21 protein-coding genes are annotated in these 17,686 nt (G+C 56.1%); 8 read left to right on the forward strand and 13 right to left on the reverse strand.

The features are described from left to right. Positions 1–14: 14 nt before the first annotated feature. Genes BL107_RS00660 through BL107_RS00670 form a run of 3 tightly spaced genes read right to left on the reverse strand, consistent with a single transcriptional unit; the run spans position 15 to position 1,678 of the window. A complete protein-coding gene (locus tag BL107_RS00660) occupies positions 15–581 on the reverse strand; it encodes an NAD(P)H-quinone oxidoreductase subunit J (RefSeq protein ID WP_009788323.1) in 567 nt (188 codons plus the stop codon). Beyond that, the gene (locus BL107_RS00665; protein ID WP_009788324.1) at positions 578–1,312 is read right to left on the reverse strand and encodes an NADH dehydrogenase subunit K; all 735 of its coding nucleotides are present in this window, start codon (positions 1,310–1,312) and stop codon (positions 578–580) included. The genes BL107_RS00660 and BL107_RS00665 overlap by 4 nt, the downstream gene beginning before the upstream one ends. 3 nt (positions 1,313–1,315) lie before the next feature. Then, positions 1,316–1,678 carry an NAD(P)H-quinone oxidoreductase subunit 3 gene (locus tag BL107_RS00670; protein ID WP_009788325.1) on the reverse strand — a complete coding sequence of 121 codons (363 nt, stop codon included), beginning with the start codon at positions 1,676–1,678 and terminating at the stop codon, positions 1,316–1,318. Positions 1,679–1,740: 62 nt separating this feature from the next. On the opposite strand from BL107_RS00670, the gene BL107_RS00675 reads away from it, so the two are divergent. The 6 genes from BL107_RS00675 (at position 1,741) to BL107_RS00700 (ending at position 4,052) form a co-directional block, all read left to right on the forward strand. Then, complete coding sequence (locus BL107_RS00675) at positions 1,741–2,238, forward strand: rubredoxin (RefSeq protein ID WP_369791559.1); 498 nt, start codon at positions 1,741–1,743, stop codon at positions 2,236–2,238. Positions 2,239–2,249: 11 nt separating this feature from the next. Then, positions 2,250–3,251, forward strand: coding sequence for a photosynthesis system II assembly factor Ycf48 (locus tag BL107_RS00680; protein WP_009788327.1), 1,002 nt, complete (start codon positions 2,250–2,252; stop codon positions 3,249–3,251). 70 nt (positions 3,252–3,321) lie between these two features. Next, complete coding sequence (gene psbE / locus BL107_RS00685) at positions 3,322–3,570, forward strand: cytochrome b559 subunit alpha (RefSeq protein ID WP_009788328.1); 249 nt, start codon at positions 3,322–3,324, stop codon at positions 3,568–3,570. Between the two features lie 3 nt (positions 3,571–3,573). Beyond that, positions 3,574–3,711 (forward strand): cytochrome b559 subunit beta, encoded by a 138-nt coding sequence (gene psbF, locus BL107_RS00690; protein ID WP_009788329.1) that lies wholly within the window; start codon positions 3,574–3,576, stop codon positions 3,709–3,711. 9 nt (positions 3,712–3,720) lie between these two features. After that, on the forward strand, positions 3,721–3,840 hold the full coding sequence (locus BL107_RS00695) for a photosystem II reaction center protein L (RefSeq protein ID WP_009788330.1): 120 nt from the start codon (positions 3,721–3,723) through the stop codon (positions 3,838–3,840). An 11-nt stretch (positions 3,841–3,851) separates the two neighbouring features. Next, entirely contained in the window at positions 3,852–4,052 is a 201-nt protein-coding gene (locus tag BL107_RS00700; protein ID WP_009788331.1) for a photosystem II reaction center protein J, read from the forward strand. A gap of 67 nt (positions 4,053–4,119) precedes the next feature. Here BL107_RS00700 and BL107_RS00705 read toward each other — a convergent pair whose 3' ends face one another. Genes BL107_RS00705 through BL107_RS00740 form a run of 8 tightly spaced genes read right to left on the reverse strand, consistent with a single transcriptional unit; the run spans position 4,120 to position 11,931 of the window. Then, positions 4,120–5,142 carry an NAD-dependent epimerase gene (locus BL107_RS00705; RefSeq protein ID WP_009788332.1) on the reverse strand — a complete coding sequence of 341 codons (1,023 nt, stop codon included), beginning with the start codon at positions 5,140–5,142 and terminating at the stop codon, positions 4,120–4,122. After that, a complete protein-coding gene (locus tag BL107_RS00710) occupies positions 5,142–6,545 on the reverse strand; it encodes a nucleotide sugar dehydrogenase (RefSeq protein WP_009788333.1) in 1,404 nt (467 codons plus the stop codon). The genes BL107_RS00705 and BL107_RS00710 overlap by 1 nt, the downstream gene beginning before the upstream one ends. Then, complete coding sequence (locus tag BL107_RS00715; RefSeq protein WP_009788334.1) at positions 6,542–7,492, reverse strand: UDP-glucuronic acid decarboxylase family protein; 951 nt, start codon at positions 7,490–7,492, stop codon at positions 6,542–6,544. Before BL107_RS00715 ends, BL107_RS00710 begins: the two co-directional genes overlap by 4 nt. Then, positions 7,492–8,784, reverse strand: coding sequence for a histidine--tRNA ligase (gene hisS, locus BL107_RS00720; RefSeq protein ID WP_037987815.1), 1,293 nt, complete (start codon positions 8,782–8,784; stop codon positions 7,492–7,494). The genes BL107_RS00715 and hisS overlap by 1 nt, the downstream gene beginning before the upstream one ends. A 55-nt stretch (positions 8,785–8,839) precedes the next feature. Then, positions 8,840–10,090, reverse strand: a complete 1,251-nt coding sequence (locus BL107_RS00725) for a glycosyltransferase family 4 protein (protein WP_037987817.1) — start codon at positions 10,088–10,090, stop codon at positions 8,840–8,842. Between the two features lie 5 nt (positions 10,091–10,095). Further along, positions 10,096–10,866 (reverse strand): HlyD family secretion protein, encoded by a 771-nt coding sequence (locus BL107_RS00730; RefSeq protein ID WP_009788337.1) that lies wholly within the window; start codon positions 10,864–10,866, stop codon positions 10,096–10,098. A gap of 4 nt (positions 10,867–10,870) precedes the next feature. Next, positions 10,871–11,131: a hypothetical protein gene (locus BL107_RS00735; RefSeq protein WP_009788338.1), complete on the reverse strand. Its 261-nt coding sequence runs from the start codon at positions 11,129–11,131 to the stop codon at positions 10,871–10,873. Further along, positions 11,128–11,931 carry a peptidylprolyl isomerase gene (locus BL107_RS00740; RefSeq protein ID WP_009788339.1) on the reverse strand — a complete coding sequence of 268 codons (804 nt, stop codon included), beginning with the start codon at positions 11,929–11,931 and terminating at the stop codon, positions 11,128–11,130. Before BL107_RS00740 ends, BL107_RS00735 begins: the two co-directional genes overlap by 4 nt. Positions 11,932–12,032: 101 nt before the next feature. Here BL107_RS00740 and galE point away from each other — a divergent pair, with 101 nt between their 5' ends. Together galE and selD are read left to right on the forward strand one after the other, a co-directional pair. Beyond that, positions 12,033–13,067: a UDP-glucose 4-epimerase GalE gene (gene galE / locus BL107_RS00745; protein WP_009788340.1), complete on the forward strand. Its 1,035-nt coding sequence runs from the start codon at positions 12,033–12,035 to the stop codon at positions 13,065–13,067. Further along, the gene (gene selD / locus BL107_RS00750; protein ID WP_009788341.1) at positions 13,064–15,091 is read left to right on the forward strand and encodes a selenide, water dikinase SelD; all 2,028 of its coding nucleotides are present in this window, start codon (positions 13,064–13,066) and stop codon (positions 15,089–15,091) included. The genes galE and selD overlap by 4 nt, the downstream gene beginning before the upstream one ends. Here the strand turns inward: selD and BL107_RS00755 are convergent. Next, positions 15,033–16,472, reverse strand: a complete 1,440-nt coding sequence (locus BL107_RS00755; RefSeq protein WP_009788342.1) for a hypothetical protein — start codon at positions 16,470–16,472, stop codon at positions 15,033–15,035. The two genes, selD and BL107_RS00755, sit on opposite strands and share 59 nt — an antisense overlap. Continuing rightward, positions 16,469–17,683 carry a CCA tRNA nucleotidyltransferase gene (locus BL107_RS00760; protein ID WP_009788343.1) on the reverse strand — a complete coding sequence of 405 codons (1,215 nt, stop codon included), beginning with the start codon at positions 17,681–17,683 and terminating at the stop codon, positions 16,469–16,471. Before BL107_RS00760 ends, BL107_RS00755 begins: the two co-directional genes overlap by 4 nt. Positions 17,684–17,686 lie beyond the last annotated feature (3 nt).

Here is a 17,686-nt window from a genome sequence, read left to right on the forward strand (position 1 = left end):
ACAAGCAGCACGCCTTAAAAAGCATCCTGCATTTCATAAAAGTCGGGCTGAACATAATCTTTTCGAAGTGGCCAACCTTTCCAATCTTCCGGCATTAACAAACGCTTGGGATGGGGATGGCCTTCAAACTCGATTCCGTACATATCGAAGGTTTCACGCTCTTGCCAATCAGCACCCCGAAACAATCCATAAATCGACGGCAATGATGGCGTTCCTTCCCTGCTGAGGAACACTTTGAGGCGCACTTCGCGTAGCTCGTGGGGCAGACCTGCGGTCATCGCTTCCACTTGCTCGGCCATGGCAATGAAGTGATAGAAGCAAACGAGCCTTTCTCCAGGCCCTTCGTCGTAACCGCCTTGGCACTGCAGATAATCAAAACCATGGCTTTTAATCGCGGCAGCAATGATCGGCAACACGGCCGACTCAACACCAATCTGTTCGACCCCAACATGGTCGGGTTCGAGAACGTCGTGATCGAAGCCCTGAGTGTTTAACCATTGGCTGACCGGACCAGGTTCGAGAGTCGCTACCGCCGACGATGACTCCTCTGAAGCGGGATTGGTTGGAGCTGAATCACTCATGGCTGAACCATTTCAGGAGCAGGGTTTAAAACAGCTGCATCCGTGGCCAAAGTCTGCCCTGCTGGGGCTGCCGCCAATGCTGCTTGCTGACTTTCAGCGCGCAAGTATGCGCCGGTGACTTGAGGTTCTACAGCTTTCATCTGATGGGTCACCGTGAAGTAACGATGAGTCTGTTGATGCTTACTCCGTTCTGCCAAAGACTCATCGCCAACCTTTTTACGCAGTTTGATTACGGCATCAAAAATGGCTTCCGGACGGGGAGGACAACCGGGGAGATAGAGGTCAACTGGAATCAACTTGTCAACGCCACGGACAGCTGTCGTGGAATCCGCGCTGAACATGCCACCTGTGATTGTGCATGCACCCATGGCGATCACGTACTTCGGCTCTGGCATTTGCTCGTAGAGACGAACAAGTGCAGGAGCCATCTTCATCGTGACCGTTCCAGCGACGATTAATAAATCCGCTTGACGGGGCGAACTGCGCGGCACCAAACCAAATCGATCGAAGTCGAATCTTGAGCCAAGCAAGGCCGCAAATTCGATGAAACAGCAAGCAGTTCCATAAAGCAGAGGCCAGAGGCTGCTGAGCCGAGCCCAATTGTGGAGATCATCAAGACTGGTGAGGATGATGTTTTCACTCAGCTCATTGGTCACCGCTGGAGTACCAATGGGGCCACAGGTGGCCTCCCGAAGATCGCGTACAGCGGAAATGGATGGTGATTCAGGCATAACTCAGCTCCACTCGAGGGCGCCTTTACGCCAGGCGTAGGCAAGGGCTACCAACAGGATGGCAATAAAAATGAGCGCTTCGATGAACGCCAACAAACCGAGCCGATGGAAAGCCACAGCCCATGGATAAAGAAACACTGTTTCAACATCGAAAATGACGAAGACCAGCGCAAACATGTAATAGCGAATATTGAACTGAATCCATGCACCACCAATCGGCTCCATGCCTGATTCGTAGGTGAGTTGACGCTCACCAGCACGACTTTTGGGGGCCAGAAGCTTGTTGGTGACCAGCGCCAGCACCGGAACAGCAGCCGCAATCAGCAGAAACCCTAGAAAGGCGTCATAGCCGGGCAGGGCGAACATGAACGTCCAAGTACGTAACAACAGTCTGGCATTCGCCGTGGGGAGTTGTCGCCGATAGAGTCGTGCAGCCCAGCAGTAGAGCGGTGAGCGACGAACTTGAGTCCGTCGAACAGAGCAAACCTGTCGCTGAAGCGGCCGAATCACCTGTGGAAGCAGCTGTGAGCCACGAACTTGAGTCCGTCGAGCAAAGCGAACCTGCCGCTGAAGCGGCCGAATCGCCTGTGGAAGCAGCGGCTGAAACCGACCCAAGAACCCACCGATTTGAATGCCGCAGCTGCGGCTACGTCTACGACCCGGAAGAAGGGGTCAAAAAAGTGGGCATTGATGCGGGCACAGCGTTCAGCGATCTCGATCCCCTCAGTTTTCGTTGTCCCGTTTGTCGCAGCAAAGTTGCTGCGTTTCGAGATATTGGTCCTCGCACGAAAGCCAGTGGTTTTGAGGAAAACCTCAATTACGGTCTCGGCGTTAACCGCATGACCCCCGGCCAGAAGAACGTGCTGATCTTTGGAAGCCTTGCCTTGGGCTTTGCCTTCTTCCTCTCTCTTTATTCCCTGCGCTGAGCCAATTCGTCATGAATCGACTGCTGTCATCCGCCGTCAATCTTGTCCTTGTCGTTGTACTCGGCGTTGGCCTGAGTGGATGCGTATCCACTCGCGTTCCAACAGCCGACACTAGCCCTTGGCAAGCGATCGATCTGGAAACCCAGGCGAATCCCCTTGATGTGTCGTTCACCGATCCAAACCATGGATTCCTGGTTGGAAGCAACCGGATGATTCGGGAAACTGACGATGGCGGTTCCCATTGGAACGATCGCAGTCTTGATTTACCTGATGAAGAAAACTTCAGGTTGATCAGCATCGATTTTGAAGGGCAGGAAGGCTGGATTGCCGGGCAACCTGGCTTGCTGATGCACAGCACCGACGGTGGGCAAAATTGGACCCGTCTTTTCCTTGACACCAAGCTTCCTGGGGAGCCCTACCTAATTACAGCTCTGGGCAAGGACACCGCCGAACTGGCGACGAATGTGGGAGCTGTTTACAAAACCAACGATGGCGGAGAGAGCTGGGAAGCCAGCGTGACCGACGCTGCTGGTGCGGTGCGTGATCTACGCCGAAGCAGCAACGGCAGCTATGTGAGCGTGAGTGGTCTTGGCAATTTCTACGCCACTTGGGAGCCAGGAGAGACGGTTTGGAAAGTCCATCAGCGCGTGAGCAGCCAACGCCTGCAGAGCATCGGCTATCAACCCGATGGGAATCTCTGGATGGTGGCCCGCGGCGCACAGATTCGTCTCAACGACGGCGACGGCAACGTTGAGGAGTGGAGCAAGGCGATTATTCCGATCACCAATGGCTATGGCTACATGGACCTGGCTTGGGATGACGACGGTGGCATTTGGGCTGGCGGTGGTAATGGCACCCTCCTGGTAAGCCATGACGGTGGCGACAGCTGGGAGACCGATCCCGTTGGCGACCAGCAACCCAGCAACTTCACACGCTTCGTCTTTGACGACGACCATGCCTTCGTCTTGGGAGAGCGCGGCAATCTGCTGCGCTGGGTCGGCAACGCTGTGTAACCGAGATGAAACGACGGGCTCAGCAACCCGTCGTCACCTCTTAAGATCACTTATCTGAAACGCCGAAGCCATGGCCGCAGGCTCTACCGGGGAACGCCCGTTCTTCGAAATCATCACCAGCATCCGTTATTGGGTGATTCACGCAGTGACGCTGCCGTCAATCTTCCTTGCCGGTTTCCTCTTCGTCAACACAGGCCTTGCCTACGACGCATTTGGAACACCTCGTCCTGATGCTTACTTCCAAGCCACAGACACCAAAGCTCCTGTCGTCAGCCAGCGCTACGAAGGAAAATCTCAACTTGACGTTCGCCTGAAATAACCAATGTCACAAACTCCAATGGCTACAACGCCGCGCAATTACCCGATCTTCACGGTGCGCTGGCTCGCTTTACACACACTTGGCATTCCCACTGTGTTTTTCCTCGGCGCTCTTGCCGCGATGCAGTTCATCCGCCGCTGATCCTTAATCATGGAACGCAACACCAACCCCAACAATCTTCCGGTCGAACTCAACCGCACCAGCTTGTACCTGGGGTTGTTATTTGTTTTTGTCACGGGAGTTCTGATGTCCAGCTACTTCTTCAACTAAGCGCCTGAATCATGAGCAGTAAGAAATCTCTCTATCCAGACGGTCGAATTCCAGATCGTTTACCCGACGGACGTCCTGCAGTCGCTTGGCGCTCCCGCTGGACTGAAGGTGTTTTGCCACTTTGGCTTGTTGCCACGGCTGGTGGCATGGCAGTATTTTTTGTCGTCGGCTTGTTCTTTTTCGGGGCCTACACCGGAGTTGGTTCCGCCTGAATCAAACAATTCAATCCATTAGAAAAGCTGGCATTAAGGCCGGCTTTTTTAATGAGCTTCATAGCGGTTAAACGCTGTAAAAAGATCGATACCACTGGGCAAAACGGTCGACTCCAACCTCAATCGGCATCGAGGGACGAAAGCCGACCCAGTCTTCAAGGGCAGAGGTATTCGCTGCTGTGGCCACCACATCCCCAAGCTGCATTGGCTGGAAATTTTTAATGGCTTCACACCCCAGTGCTTGCTCCATCACCTCGATGAAGCGCAACAACTCAGTGGGTTGGCTGTTTCCAATATTGAACACTCGATGCGGTGCTGCTGCCGTTGCAGGATCAGGTTGAAGAGGATCGAAATCAGGATTGGTCGTGGCGGGCTTATCACAGCAGCGCATCACCCCTTCGACAATGTCGTCGATATAGGTGAAATCGCGCTGCATTTTGCCGTGGTTGAACACCTTGATCGGTTCACCCGCCAAGATTGCCCGGGCAAACAACATCGGAGCCATATCAGGTCGCCCCCAAGGGCCATACACAGTGAAAAAGCGCAAGCCGGTTGCTGAAAGACCATACAAATGGCTGTAGGTGTGCGCCATCAACTCATTGGCCTTTTTGCTGGCGGCATAGAGACTCACCGGGTGGTTCACCGGCTGGCGTTCATCAAAAGGCAGGTTGCGGTTACCGCCATACACCGAACTACTGGAGGCATACACCAAATTGCCCACGCCGTGATGACGACAACCCTCAAGAATGTGGCCAAATCCCACGAGATTGCTTTGGATGTAAGCAGCAGGATTTTCAAGCGAATAGCGCACCCCAGCTTGGGCCGCCAAATTCACCACCACTTGGGGCTGTTCAGCTGAAAACAACTCCATCAGAGCTTCACCATCTTCAAGAGCAAGGGGCTCAAACCGCCAGTTGCCTTCTTGGGCGACTGCCTCGATCTGGCGCAGACGCGCCTGCTTCAAAGCTGGGTCGTAATAGGTGTTGAGATTGTCGACACCCACCACGCGGTCGCCCTGTTGAAGAAGGCGCTGGGACAGAGCGGCACCAATAAAGCCCGCCGCACCGGTAACCAAAACAGTGCGTGTCATCAACTCTCGCCGTCACCAACACGCCACAGCCGGAGTCCAGCCGCTTGCACTGCCGCTGGTTCGACCACAGCCCGGGCATCAAACACCCAAGCCGGCCGTCGCATCAATGCTGCAAGATCAGACCAGTTCAGATGGCGATAGTCCTGCCATTCCGTGAGAACCAAAACGGCATCAGCACCTCGAACCGCCGCTTCGATCGAGGTGGCTGGTGTCCAACTACCCGTTCCACTCAAAGTATCAGTTTCGGAAGCTGGTTCCAACTGCAAGTCACGGCTGATCTGTGCCTCAACCACCTTGGGATCGTGAATCGAAAGCTGAGCCCCCTCCTCAAGTAGGTCGCGAGCGATGCGGATCGCCGGCGCTTCGCGGGTGTCGTTGGTGTCTGCCTTAAAGGCAAACCCCAAAATCGCCAACCGTTTGCCCGTCACAGTGCCAAACAGCTGTTGCACCACAAGACGGGCAATGCGGTGTTGTTGCCATGTGTTCAACGTCACCACACTTTCCCAATAGTCGGCGACTTCGGGAAGGCCGAAATGACGACAGAGATACACCAAGTTGAGGATGTCTTTTTGAAAGCAACTCCCACCAAAACCTGGGCCAGCATTCAAAAACTTTGGACCAATCCGGCTGTCGAACCCGATCGCCCGAGCAACTTCTCGGACATCAGCGCCGCTGGCCTCGCAAAACGCAGCAATCGAATTGATCGAGCTGATGCGCTGAGCCAAAAAAGCATTGGCCGTGAGCTTGGAGAGTTCACTACTCCAGAGGTTGGTTCGCAGGATTTTTTCCGGAGCAACCCAATGGCCATAAATCTCGGCCAACGCATCGATAGACGCGGTCTCTTCCCCACCAATCAGCACACGGTCCGGGGCTTCCAAATCGCCAATTGCAGTCCCTTCGGCCAAAAACTCAGGATTCGATAACACCGAGAAGCTGCGCGACGAGCCCTCCTCTTGAGCTGCCTCCAAGATCGTTTTGATCGCAGCCGCCGTACGCACCGGAAGGGTGCTTTTTTCAACAACAACCGTGTGGCCTGTCGCCGCCGTTGCCACCTGACGAGCACAGGCTTCCACCCAGCGCAAGTCGCTGGCCTGACCAGCACCAAGCCCTTTGGTCTTGGTGGGCGTGTTCACTGAAATGAACACCATATCGGCGGAGGCAATCGACTCCTCGACAGCCGTCGAGAACTGCAAGTTCCGACCGCGCGCTCTGGCTACCACCGCATCGAGCCCAGGTTCATACACCGGCAGCTTGGTGAGATCTGAATCATTCCAAGCATCAATCCGAGCCTGGTTGAGATCCACCACCGTCACTTGAATCGCAGGGCAGCGGTCAGCAATGACCGCCATGGTCGGACCACCGACATAGCCAGCACCAATACAGCAGATGCGTTGAACCTTCACGCTGCTGCGTCCCCTGGAAGTGCAAGGAGATTACGGAAGGAGTCGATGGTGGGGCCAAGGCCTTGCTCCAGTGACACAGTCGGCTCCCAGCCCAAGGCGCCCTTGGCAAAACCAATATCGGGCTGACGTTGACGAGGATCGTCTGAAGGCAAAGGCTTTTCAATCAACGGCAGAGCAGGGTTGATGCGTTGCCGCACCTGATCGGCCAACTCCCGAATCGTGAATTCGTCGGGATTGCCCAGATTCATCGGACCGGTGTGCTCGCCGCCCATGAGCCGCATCAAGCCGTCCACCAAATCACTCACATAACAAAACGAGCGACTCTGGGAACCATCGCCATAAATGGTGAGGGGCTCACCGCGGAGGGCCTGAACAATGAAATTGCTCACAACCCTGCCGTCATCGATCAACATCCGAGGCCCGTAGGTGTTGAAAATGCGCGCCACACGCACCTCAACAGCATTCATCCGCTGGTAATCGAAGCAAAGGGTTTCAGCGATGCGCTTCCCCTCGTCGTAGCAGCTGCGAATCCCAATCGGATTCACCGAGCCGCGATAGCTCTCCGGCTGTGGATGAATCTCAGGATCGCCATACACCTCACTGGTGCTCGCCAGGAGCAAACGCGCCCCAACCCGCCTGGCTAGGCCAAGCATGTTGTAGGTGCCAATAAAGCTGGTTTTTGCGGTTTTAACCGGATTGAACTGGTAGTGAATCGGGGAGGCGGGGCAAGCTAAATGCCAGATGCGATCCACCTCAATCTTGATTGGCTCGGTGACGTCGTGGCGAATCAACTCGAAGCGCGGGTGACCGATCCAGCGATCGATGTTGCACTTACGGCCAGTGAAGTAATTGTCGAGACAAATCACCTCTTCACCGGCGTCCATCAACCGATCAATCAGATGAGAGCCAAGAAAGCCAGCTCCACCGGTGACTAAATGAATCCGCATTAGCGGCTCTGCAAGACATCTACCATCGCGGAAATGGCATCAATTGCCCAGGTAGCTTCGTCTCCTTTCTCAAGAAGAGGTTTGATCAACACCTCACCGCGCCCCGCCTCCTCATCGCCCAGCACGAGGGCAAACCGCGCACCGCAACGGTCCGCCCTTTTGAACTGTTTTCCAAAAGCAGCCCCACTGCTGTCGAGCTCCACGGTCAATCCCTGCGATCGCAAGGCGCGTGCCAAAGCAAGCGCCGCTCCCTCAGCCTGCGCACCCCGATTCACCAGATAGGCATCCGGCTTTGGTGCAGTGACAACCTGGGCAGCCCGACCAACGGGATCGGCTTTTGCAGCTGCCTCCAGCACCAGCAACAGGCGTTCTAAGCCGAGGGCCCACCCCACAGCAGGGGTGTCCGCACCCCCCAATTGACTCACCAAACCGTCGTAACGGCCTCCGCCACACACCGTGGCCTGAGCACCGAGCTGATCACTCGTGATCTCAAACGCGGTGTGGCAGTAGTAGTCCAAACCACGCACCAAGCGAGGATTCAGACAAAACGGAATCCCAAGGGTGGTCAGCCCCTGCTGCACCAGATCAAATCGAGTTCGACTTTCAGAGCTCAAGGCATCGATCAACGTTGGAGCTGATTCCAATAACGCTTGAGTCGCCTTGTTTTTGGAATCCAAAATGCGTAATGGGTTCGTGGACAAACGGGCGCGGGAATCCTCATCCAACTGCTCCGCTATCTGCTCAAGCCAGGCCACAAGAGCCGTGCGATAGCCCTTGCGATCGTCTGCTGATCCAAGGCTATTCAGTTGCAATTCCAAACCACCCACCCCCAACGACGCCAAAAAATCCCAGGCGAGAGCGATCACCTCCACATCGGAGCGCGCGTTAGAAGCCCCAAGCCACTCCACACCAATTTGATGAAATTGTCGTTGCCGCCCTGCCTGAGGACGTTCGTAGCGAAACATCGGCCCGGCGTACCAAAGTTTCTGTGGGCCCTGGGTGAGCAAGCCATGTTGCAACGCAGAACGCACCACCGATGCCGTCCCCTCAGGACGCAATGTGCATGAACGCTCGCCACGATCATTGAAGGTGTACATCTCTTTGCCAACGACGTCGGTGGCCTCACCAATGCCACGGCAAAACAGATCCGTGGGTTCCATCAGCGGCGTGCGGATCTCTCCAAAGCCAGAGCGTTGAAAGTGAGCGCGGGCCTCTGCTTCCACGGCCTGCCAGCGCTGCAACGCCTGCGGCAGCAAATCCACCATCCCCCTCAGGCTCTGCAGCTGCGTCACGGTGCTGGGTTCTGCATCAATAAATCAGTCTGCAGGGTGAAGCCTGCGGGGCCAATCACGCATTCATGCTGCCGCTCGCCACAAGATCCATCAACGCCACCTGGCGTTCGACACAAACATCGAGGTCGTAGGTGTTCTCCACCGTGCGACGCGCCTCAACCCCGAAGGCTTTAGCTCGCTGGCGATCTTGGAGCAGCTCAGTCACAGCAGTGGCAAGGTCTCCGGGAGAGAAAAAATCGACCAATAAACCGTTGTGCCCATGGCGAATCACTTCGCGCACTGGAGCCGTATCAGAGCCGACAACGGCGCAACCACAGGCCATCGCCTCCAACAGGCTCCAACTCATCACAAAGGGATAGGTGAGATACACATGGCAGGCACTGAGCTGCAGCAGCGGAATGAATTGCTCGTAGGGCAGCTGGCCCGTGAAATGTACACGCGATGGGTCGTATTGCCCCTCAATCTCCGCCAGAAAACGATCTTTCCATTCACCCTGGGGGCAAACAGCGCCATAACTAACACCAGTTGTGCCACCAACAATCACAATCCGTGCTTCTGGACAACGCTTTTGCAGCTCAGGAATAGAGCGTAAAAAAATGTGGCAGCCGCGATAGGGCTCTAATTTCCGATTGACGAAGGTGACAATCGGCTGACCAGACTCGAGCATGGTGCCATCCAACAATTGAAGCGGAGTGGGAGAGGAATTTGGAACAGCACGATTTACATCCACGCCGTCATGAATCACGCTAATGCGATGCCGGTAATACTCCGGAAAACTGCTGGCCTGAAAATGGGTGGGCGACACATTCCAATCCGCCTGATCGAGTGTGAGATGTAAGTAAGCATTTTTCATATGTAATTTCGCCTGAGACTCCCAACCACATGCTTCAGGAAACTCCGGATCAAAATTAGAATCAAAACCGTATTCCTGATAAAAGAATTCTTGGTAACAAAGCAACGGAACATCCGGCCAGATTGACTTAAGAAAGAGGGGCTCTCCCCAGCCTGGATGCGCACAAATAAGATCAGGAATGAAGCCTTGGCCTTTCAACTGTTGCGCGGCATTAGTACACGCCTCAGCTCGAATCACCTTACTTTCAGTTTCCATCACAAGCGGATGAACGCCTTCCCCATTCCCCCGGCGGAGTTGATATCGAAAATGTTGCAGATTAGACGGTAATCCACGCCTTTTATCCAATTTATTAAGACTTAGAGCTACTAATTGATGCCCCCCTTGACGTTCTAGATGCTGAATAATATGAATATACTGGCCGGGAAAATTTTGATGGACAAATAAGATTTTCATAGCCTCTAGAGTCGCTGCAAAGACTCAGCTTTATCCTGGAACTCCCCCAGCAACAACTGCAAATAAGACACCTTCCGCAACTTGATATTAGCCGTAAGACTCATGCCAACTTGCAGCGGAAGCTTCACGCCACTTTTCATTTGCAATTGTTGCTGTATGAGCTTGACCGTCACTGGATAACTCAACTCCTGACGCTGCTCCTGAGGGTTAGGAGCCAAAGCATCGGATCCAATTCGCGTTACTTTTCCTGGCAAAATGCCGAAATCAGTAGCCGGATAAGAATCAATACTGATGTCTGCATTCATACAATTAACAAGTTGCTTCGGGCATCCCGCAGGAACCTTCACGAAACCAATTTTATTGCTCGGCACTTCAACACTAGCTTCCAAAGAACCAAAAGGGACCACCTTCATGACGGTTTCAGTGGACTGGGCTGTATAACCAGCAGATGTGGGCTGCAAATCAAAGACCACTCCATCTAGTGGTGATTTTAATTGCTGGTAGCGCAACGTCACCCTGGCCTGAGCCAGCCGACTACTAATATCTGCAACCTCAGAATTCAGTTGAGCCATCTGCTGATCCAGAAGGGCCAGTTGTCTAAGCCGGTTTGCCCTGGCCTGCATCAAGCGACCACGGGTTTCCTCAACTGTGTTCTTCTGGGTGAGAAGCTGCACTTCCGAAAAGGCACCAGCAGCCTTTAACTGCACATAACGAGAGAGAATCTCTGCCTGCAAGGCCAAATTATTTTCCAACATCTGAACTTCAGCATTATTCATCTGCTCATATCTTTGGCGCTCCAATGACGCTGCCCGGGCCAAATTTGCCCACCGTGGTCAGTCGTCCCATTTGTTGCCCCACCAATCGGGCTTGGCCACTCAGCAGCACAAGCACCCGTGCGGGGATCACCTCGGCATCGCACATTTGCTGGCCGAGTTCAAACTTCAACAGGCGCGTCGCCTTTTGAAGGTCGTTGGCCCCCGTTTCACTCAGCCCTTTAAAGGCTGGATGGGTCAGCAATGGGAAGGATGAAGCCTGGGTCATTGAGAAATACTGAAGTCACTGAACGCCGCCCTCGGCTCCAAATCGTGGGATTCGCCTGGCTCATGCGATGCGATCTGCAGTTGGTCGAGGCACCAATCGGTCTGCTCGCTCACCCAGTCATCAAATATTTCCCGACACATTTGGTCTGAGATGTCATCTATGAAGGTGGCCGGCGAGTAGCGCTCCAACCGAACCACTAACCACCAATCAGAAATTTTGAAGGGCTCAAGAAGAACCCCCGGCTGAGAAACCCGCAATTTCTCGACTAGGTCAGGATGAGCCTGCGTGAGGGACACGGGGCCAACAATGCCGTTGGTGTTGCGCTCCGGCCCCTCGGCATAGCGTTTAGCCAAATCGGCGAAGTTGGATTCCCCCGATTCAATTTGCAGATACAACTCTCGCGCAAGAAAACTATTCTCAAGTCGCAGCAGGCTGTACACCACCTGATCAAGCTCGTGTTTGCGGTCTAAAAACCGCGCTTCCGCCTTCGCGGAAAATTGTTGACGCATCAAGGACTGGCGCCGGATCACACCGGCCAATCGATCCACAACCTCTTGATTGGAACGCCCGATCTCATTCAAGAGCTCAGACCATTGCTCAAGCCGCCCATACCCCCGTTGTTCCAAGAGCTCCAAACGGGCCTGATCGAGCTCTTCATCAGAGACCTCAACATCGGCAAGAACGCTCTGCGTCAGCATTTGCTCCACCAGAGGACGGAGCAAATCAAAGCGTTGCAAAAGAGCACGGCCTTCCTCCCCAATCACTCGCTTCAAATCAAGCAAGACCTGAGGGCAATCCACGCATCAGAACTCAGTGCGCGAAAGGTAGGGGCGAAAACGCGTTTTGACCTGGGTTATTGATGCGTACTTCAGAATCAAACTCGATATGGACCCTCTTCGCCATGCCTCGCCGCGTCCTAATTACTGGTGGCGCTGGCTTCATCGGGAGCCACACCGCTCTTGTCCTCCTGGAGCAGGGCTATGAGCTGGTGGTTCTCGACAACTTCGACAACAGCAGCCCAGAAGCTCTAGAGCGCGTGAAGGAGCTCACAGGCTCCAATTCGTTGGATTTTGTCGAAGGTGATGTCCGAGATCTAGACGCGGTGAATCGCGCCTTTGATTGTGGGGGACCGATTGATGGGGTGATTCATTTCGCCGGGCTCAAGGCCGTGGGTGAATCCGTGGCCGACCCACTGCGTTACTGGGATGTAAATCTCAACGGCAGCAGGGTTCTGGCCGCCGCCATGGAGCAGCACCAGTGCCGCACCCTCGTTTTCAGCAGCACATCCACCGTGTATGGGGAGCCCGAAGTGTTTCCACTCCACGAGCAGATGCCAACAGCACCCGTGCATCCCTACGCCCAAACCAAGTGTGCGGTTGAGCAGATGCTGGGTGCCCTATGTCGTTCTAGGGACTGGCGGGTGGCCTGTTTGCGCTACTTCAACCCCGTCGGAGCCCACCCGAGTGGCCGGATTGGGGAAGACCCCCTCGGCATTCCCAATAACTTGTTCCCATTTATCACCCAAGTTGCCTCAGGGCGACGCGACAAACTGCGGATCTTCGGGCAGGACTACCCAACGCACGATGGCACCGGCATCCGGGACTACTTGCACGTAATGGACCTCGCCGAAGCCCACAGCGTCACCTTGGGTCACCTCTTTCAAGCAACAGCCCCCCACCAACTCACGCTGAACATTGGTACGGGTTACGGACTCAGCGTTCTCGACGTTGTGCACGGCTTTGAACAAGCAACAGGACTGCCGATTGCCTACGAGTTCGTGGAACGACGACCAGGAGATGTGCCCAAGCTTGAGGGGTGTCCTCAAAAAGCGAAAGACATTTTGGGCTGGAGTGCACAACGCGATCTTGCCCAGATGTGTCGCGACGGCTGGGCTTGGCAACAGGCCAATCCCATGGGGTATCGCACCAACCCATGACCCCATCGGGACCTCTCCTCCTGGCGGGAGGTGGGCACAGCCATGCGCTTCTGCTCAAACGCTGGGCGATGAATCCGCAGTTGCGGCCAAAACGCGGGGTTGTCTTGGTGAATCGGCATCCCACGGCCTTGTATTCAGGCATGGTCCCAGGCCTGATCGCTGGGATCTATCGACGGGACGAGCTGAGTCTCAACCTGCCGCATCTCTGCGATCGAGCTGGTGTGGCCTTTGTACAGGCCGAAGTCCTAGGTGTTGATTCCCAACGCCAACATCTCCTCCTGCAAGAGCGTCCATCATTGCGCTTCGGTTTGCTCAGCCTCGATGTGGGGGCAGAGACGCGCAACGCTGACGACCTGGCTGGCGTTCCAATCAAACCGCTGGAAACAGCCCTTCAGTTTTTGTCGCAGCAAGACCCTCACGATCCAGAACCGTTTCGCATCGTTGGTGCAGGGCCAGCTGGGATCGAAGTGGCCTTAGCCCTACGCCGGCGCTGGCCCAATCGCGCACTGGAGTTGCAAGCCCGTACAGGCCAACTCAACGCCACCACAAGAGCCATCCTCCATCGCGCTGAGATTCAATGCGTCACCGACCCCATTGATCAGCCCACCCTCCTCTGCACCGGGAGTCGCGCCCCGTCTTGGCTGGCTGACAGTGGATTCGCGGTGGATCACGACGGACGGGTGTTGACCAACCCCTTCCTCCAACTCGAGGGATACCCCCATCTGTTTGCAAGCGGCGATTGCGCCGTGATGGAGTCCCAGCCGCGGCCCGCTTCAGGGGTATGGGCGGTACGGTCTGCCCTGCCCTTGGCCAAGAATCTTGAGGCGGCCTGCAACGGCCAAAGACTGAAGCGGTGGAAGCCACAACGCCATGCCCTGCAATTGGTTGGAACCGGGAACAACACGGCCTGGATGCAGCGAGGCCGTGCTCGCACGCAAGCGTTCACTCTGCTTTGGACCCTGAAACAACAAATTGATCGGGCGTTTATGGCCGGTTTCAGCCAAGAATCGTCGATGGTCGCAGCCCAACCGATGGCTTGCCGGGGCTGTGCCGCCAAGCTTCCCGCAGCCCCCCTCACCGCAGCACTTTTACAAGCGGGTCTTCAAGGACAAGCGGAAGATGCCGCCAACCTCGGCGGGACACCAGCACTGCTGCAAAGCGTGGATGGCTTTCCAGCACTGGTGAGTGATCCCTGGCTCAATGGTCGACTCACCAGCCTGCATGCCTGCTCAGACCTCTGGGCTTGTGGAGCCAAGGTCACCAGTGCGATGGCAGTCATCACCCTGCCAGCCAGCCACCCCACCGAACAGCAAGAGCTGCTCCATCAGACCTTGGCAGGTGTTCAATCGGTCTTGGTTGAACAGGGAGCGTCGCTGATCGGGGGGCACACCTTGGAGTCGCGCAGTTCCACACCATCCCCGACCACCCTTGGATTACAGGTCGCCCTCAGCGTGAATGGTCAAAGTTCCGCACCTTGGGCCAAGGGGGGGATTCAGCCTGGAGATGCGCTCCTGCTGAGCCGTCCGCTTGGAGTCGGCGTAATTTTTGCCGCCGCCATGGCAGGGGTCGCCAAGCCCAAAGATGTCGAAGCGACCCTGCGCACGATGAACCAAAGCCAACATCACTTGGTGGCGGCATTGCAGAAGCATGGAGCCGACATCCATGCCTGTACCGACGTGACGGGCTTTGGATTGCTGGGACATCTCGGGGAGATGCTTCAGGGCAGCAAGTCCATCACCATTCAACTTTGGACGGATCGCATTCCCGCTCACCCGGGTGCGATGGATCTACTCGCACAAGGGCTAGCCAGCAGCCTGGCCCCCGCCAACCGGGACGCTTGGAGCTGGCTCGAGGGGCCAGTTCAGCTCAACCAATCTCCATCCCAGGCCTGTCTCGAACTACTGGTAGACCCACAAACCTGTGGGCCACTGATTGTGGCCTGCACTGCAACAGCTGCCGAAAGCCTTACGGCACAGGATTCAGCTTGGATCCAAGTTGGCACTGCAGGATCCGGCCATGGCTAAGCCCTTCTGACCGGTCGACACAGCGATAGCCCACCTGCTCAACCTCCTGCTGCAATGGGTTGAGTTTGCGCCGAAGCGCCTGTTCAGGCCCACTACTGGCCAACCAAATCTCGGAAGGGTGTGGGGTGATCGACAACCGTTGGCGCAGGGCGCTGCGATCACCCCATGCAGCCACGGGAGGTGCCATTCGACCCATCTGCTGTTCCATCCGATCACTGAGGTTGAGCAGACGTGCCCGAGGGCTGTATCGCTCAGGGAATCCATCCGTGTGCCGACTCACCATCCGAAACTGATCCTGTTCACGCACCCCGCCCAATCCCGGATCGAGTTCAACAAACCCTGGCCCCCACCAGCTGCCAATCACGATCACCAAAACAACACCGGCGAACAAACGCCCCCCCCGATTCAACCGAGCCTCACCAAACAAAACCGCCAAGACAGGCACAAGGGCCGGAATCAGCACGACGAAATAACGACTGAAGGCAAGGGGCTTGAAGAAGGAGATCAGCACCACCCCAACCACCATCAAGGCAGAAGGGATCAGACCACTGCGATCCAACAGATCCATATCGAGCCAGCGCACTGGCTTGAGACCACCCCAACGACGCAGGATCACCAGCGTGAGCAGCAGCAGGGCCAACTTGGGCAGGGGCCAAACGCCAAGCCCACGGGCCAAGGTGTCCTCCAGCAAGGCAAAGCTCGGACCGCCAATCCAGCTGCCGGCCTTGGAACTGAAGAGATAGTCGGAGGCGTAGGCCATCCAAGCGAGGGCAGGGATCGCCCCCAGGCCAGCAGCCACTGATAAACCCAAACGACGGCGCCAGCCATCCCAGGCCCCAGCAGCCAACATCAAAAACAGACCATAAAAATGAGTTAGGGAAGCCAGAGCCACAGCTAGGGAATAGGGCACAACACGGCCTTGGTTGCGCCACCACCAAGCCAAGGCCACAAACAACACCAAGAGCGCATAGCTCTTGCCTTCAATCGAAAAACGAATGGGATAGGGGCTGCAAAGCGCCATCAGCGCCGCCAAGGGCACGGTCCCGCCCAAACGCTGATTTGCAGCCAAAGCCCGTGACTGGGCCACCATCAGAAGTCCTCCGGCCCCGTAGGCAAGCCAAGACAACAACCGCAAGGTGATCGGGCTTTGGCCCACCAGCTGGCCCCACCCCCAAAGCAAGCCGTAATAGAGAGGGGGATGGGTGTCGTGGCGGAGCATCGCAAGCAAAGCCGCCGGACTGGCTTGAAAACTCTTGCCCACGCTGTACAGCTCGTCGCTCCAGAGCGCCGTGGCATCAATCAGCAAGAGCGCCTTCAAGGCAAACCCTGCACACACCACAACGACGACCAGGCGGATCAAAGCAGAACGGGAAAAACTCATCGGCTTTGCTTCAACGCCTCCAGGCGTAAACGCTTCAACTCATTGCCTAATGCGGGGCCAGACGACCAACCATCGGCGATCAGATCCCGAGCGCTTCTCGGTGATTTCAGATGTCGCCAACGCCCCCACCAGCGCAACAACGGTTTCCATTGCGGGGGTTGCAGGCACACCATGAAGGCCACTGTTTCTGGCATCCAGCCCTGGGATTCCAGGGCCGCAGTCCAGACATCAGGGGCCGCATGAACATCAGGTGCATCTGCGGACAACAACCAATCCCGAAGTCGCACGAGCTGCTGGAGCCACCGCTGCTGTTGACCAGGAACACCCAAGCGACGGGCAACCGCCTCAGGATCCGGAGCAGCCGCTAACCAGGCCGGTAGCAAGGGAAGTGCAAGCCGTTGCGCCCAAGCAATCCGACGGTTTCGACCCCGATCGTTCTGCAAGGACGGATCCAACAACGCCATCGCCTTCCACTCCTCTAGACAATCGAGTGCGACAGCCCAAGGCTCAACCTCAAACAACCGATCAAGCTCCATCCGCAGGCGATTCGCCAATGCCGGTGGAGCCTTATCCGGTGCGTCATACCAATGCCACGACCATGGCCAACGCCGCACCGTGGCGGTCACTTGCTGCTTCGCCTCCGGCGACAGAACAAATCCCAAGCGAGCCGCATAACGGCATGCACGAATTACACGGGTGGGGTCATCAGACACGCTCTCGTCGTGGAGAAACAACAAACGACCGGCGGCCAAATCCTGCTGACCTCGGTGCGGATCGATGAGCTGCCCAGACAGCAGATCCTGAGCCATCGCGTTAATCGTGAAATCGCGACGCACCAGATCAGAATCCAACGAGCCTGGTTCAACCACGGGGTTCTCAGCTGGCATGGGGTAGCTCTCCCGTCGAGCCATGGCGAAATCCAAGGCCACACCATCGAGTTTCAAAGCCACAGTGCCAAAGGCTCCATAGCTCTGAAGTGCCATCACCCGCTGCTCACCACAACGCCTCAACAACTCAGCAGCAAGGCGCATGGGATCACCTTCGAGAACCCAATCCAAATCAGGCACACCTGACCAAGCCCGGCCATAGCGCTCATGGAGCAGCCCATCCCGCACGGCGCCCCCAACCATGGCCAACCGTTTAACGCCCGCACCAATTGCCGCCGCTCGTAAGTCAGCCAGCAAAGAGGACGGCACACCGGTCAGGTTCATCGC

Origin of the sequence: Synechococcus sp. BL107 (assembly GCF_000153805.1) — a bacterium.
GTDB lineage: Bacteria > Cyanobacteriota > Cyanobacteriia > PCC-6307 > Cyanobiaceae > Parasynechococcus.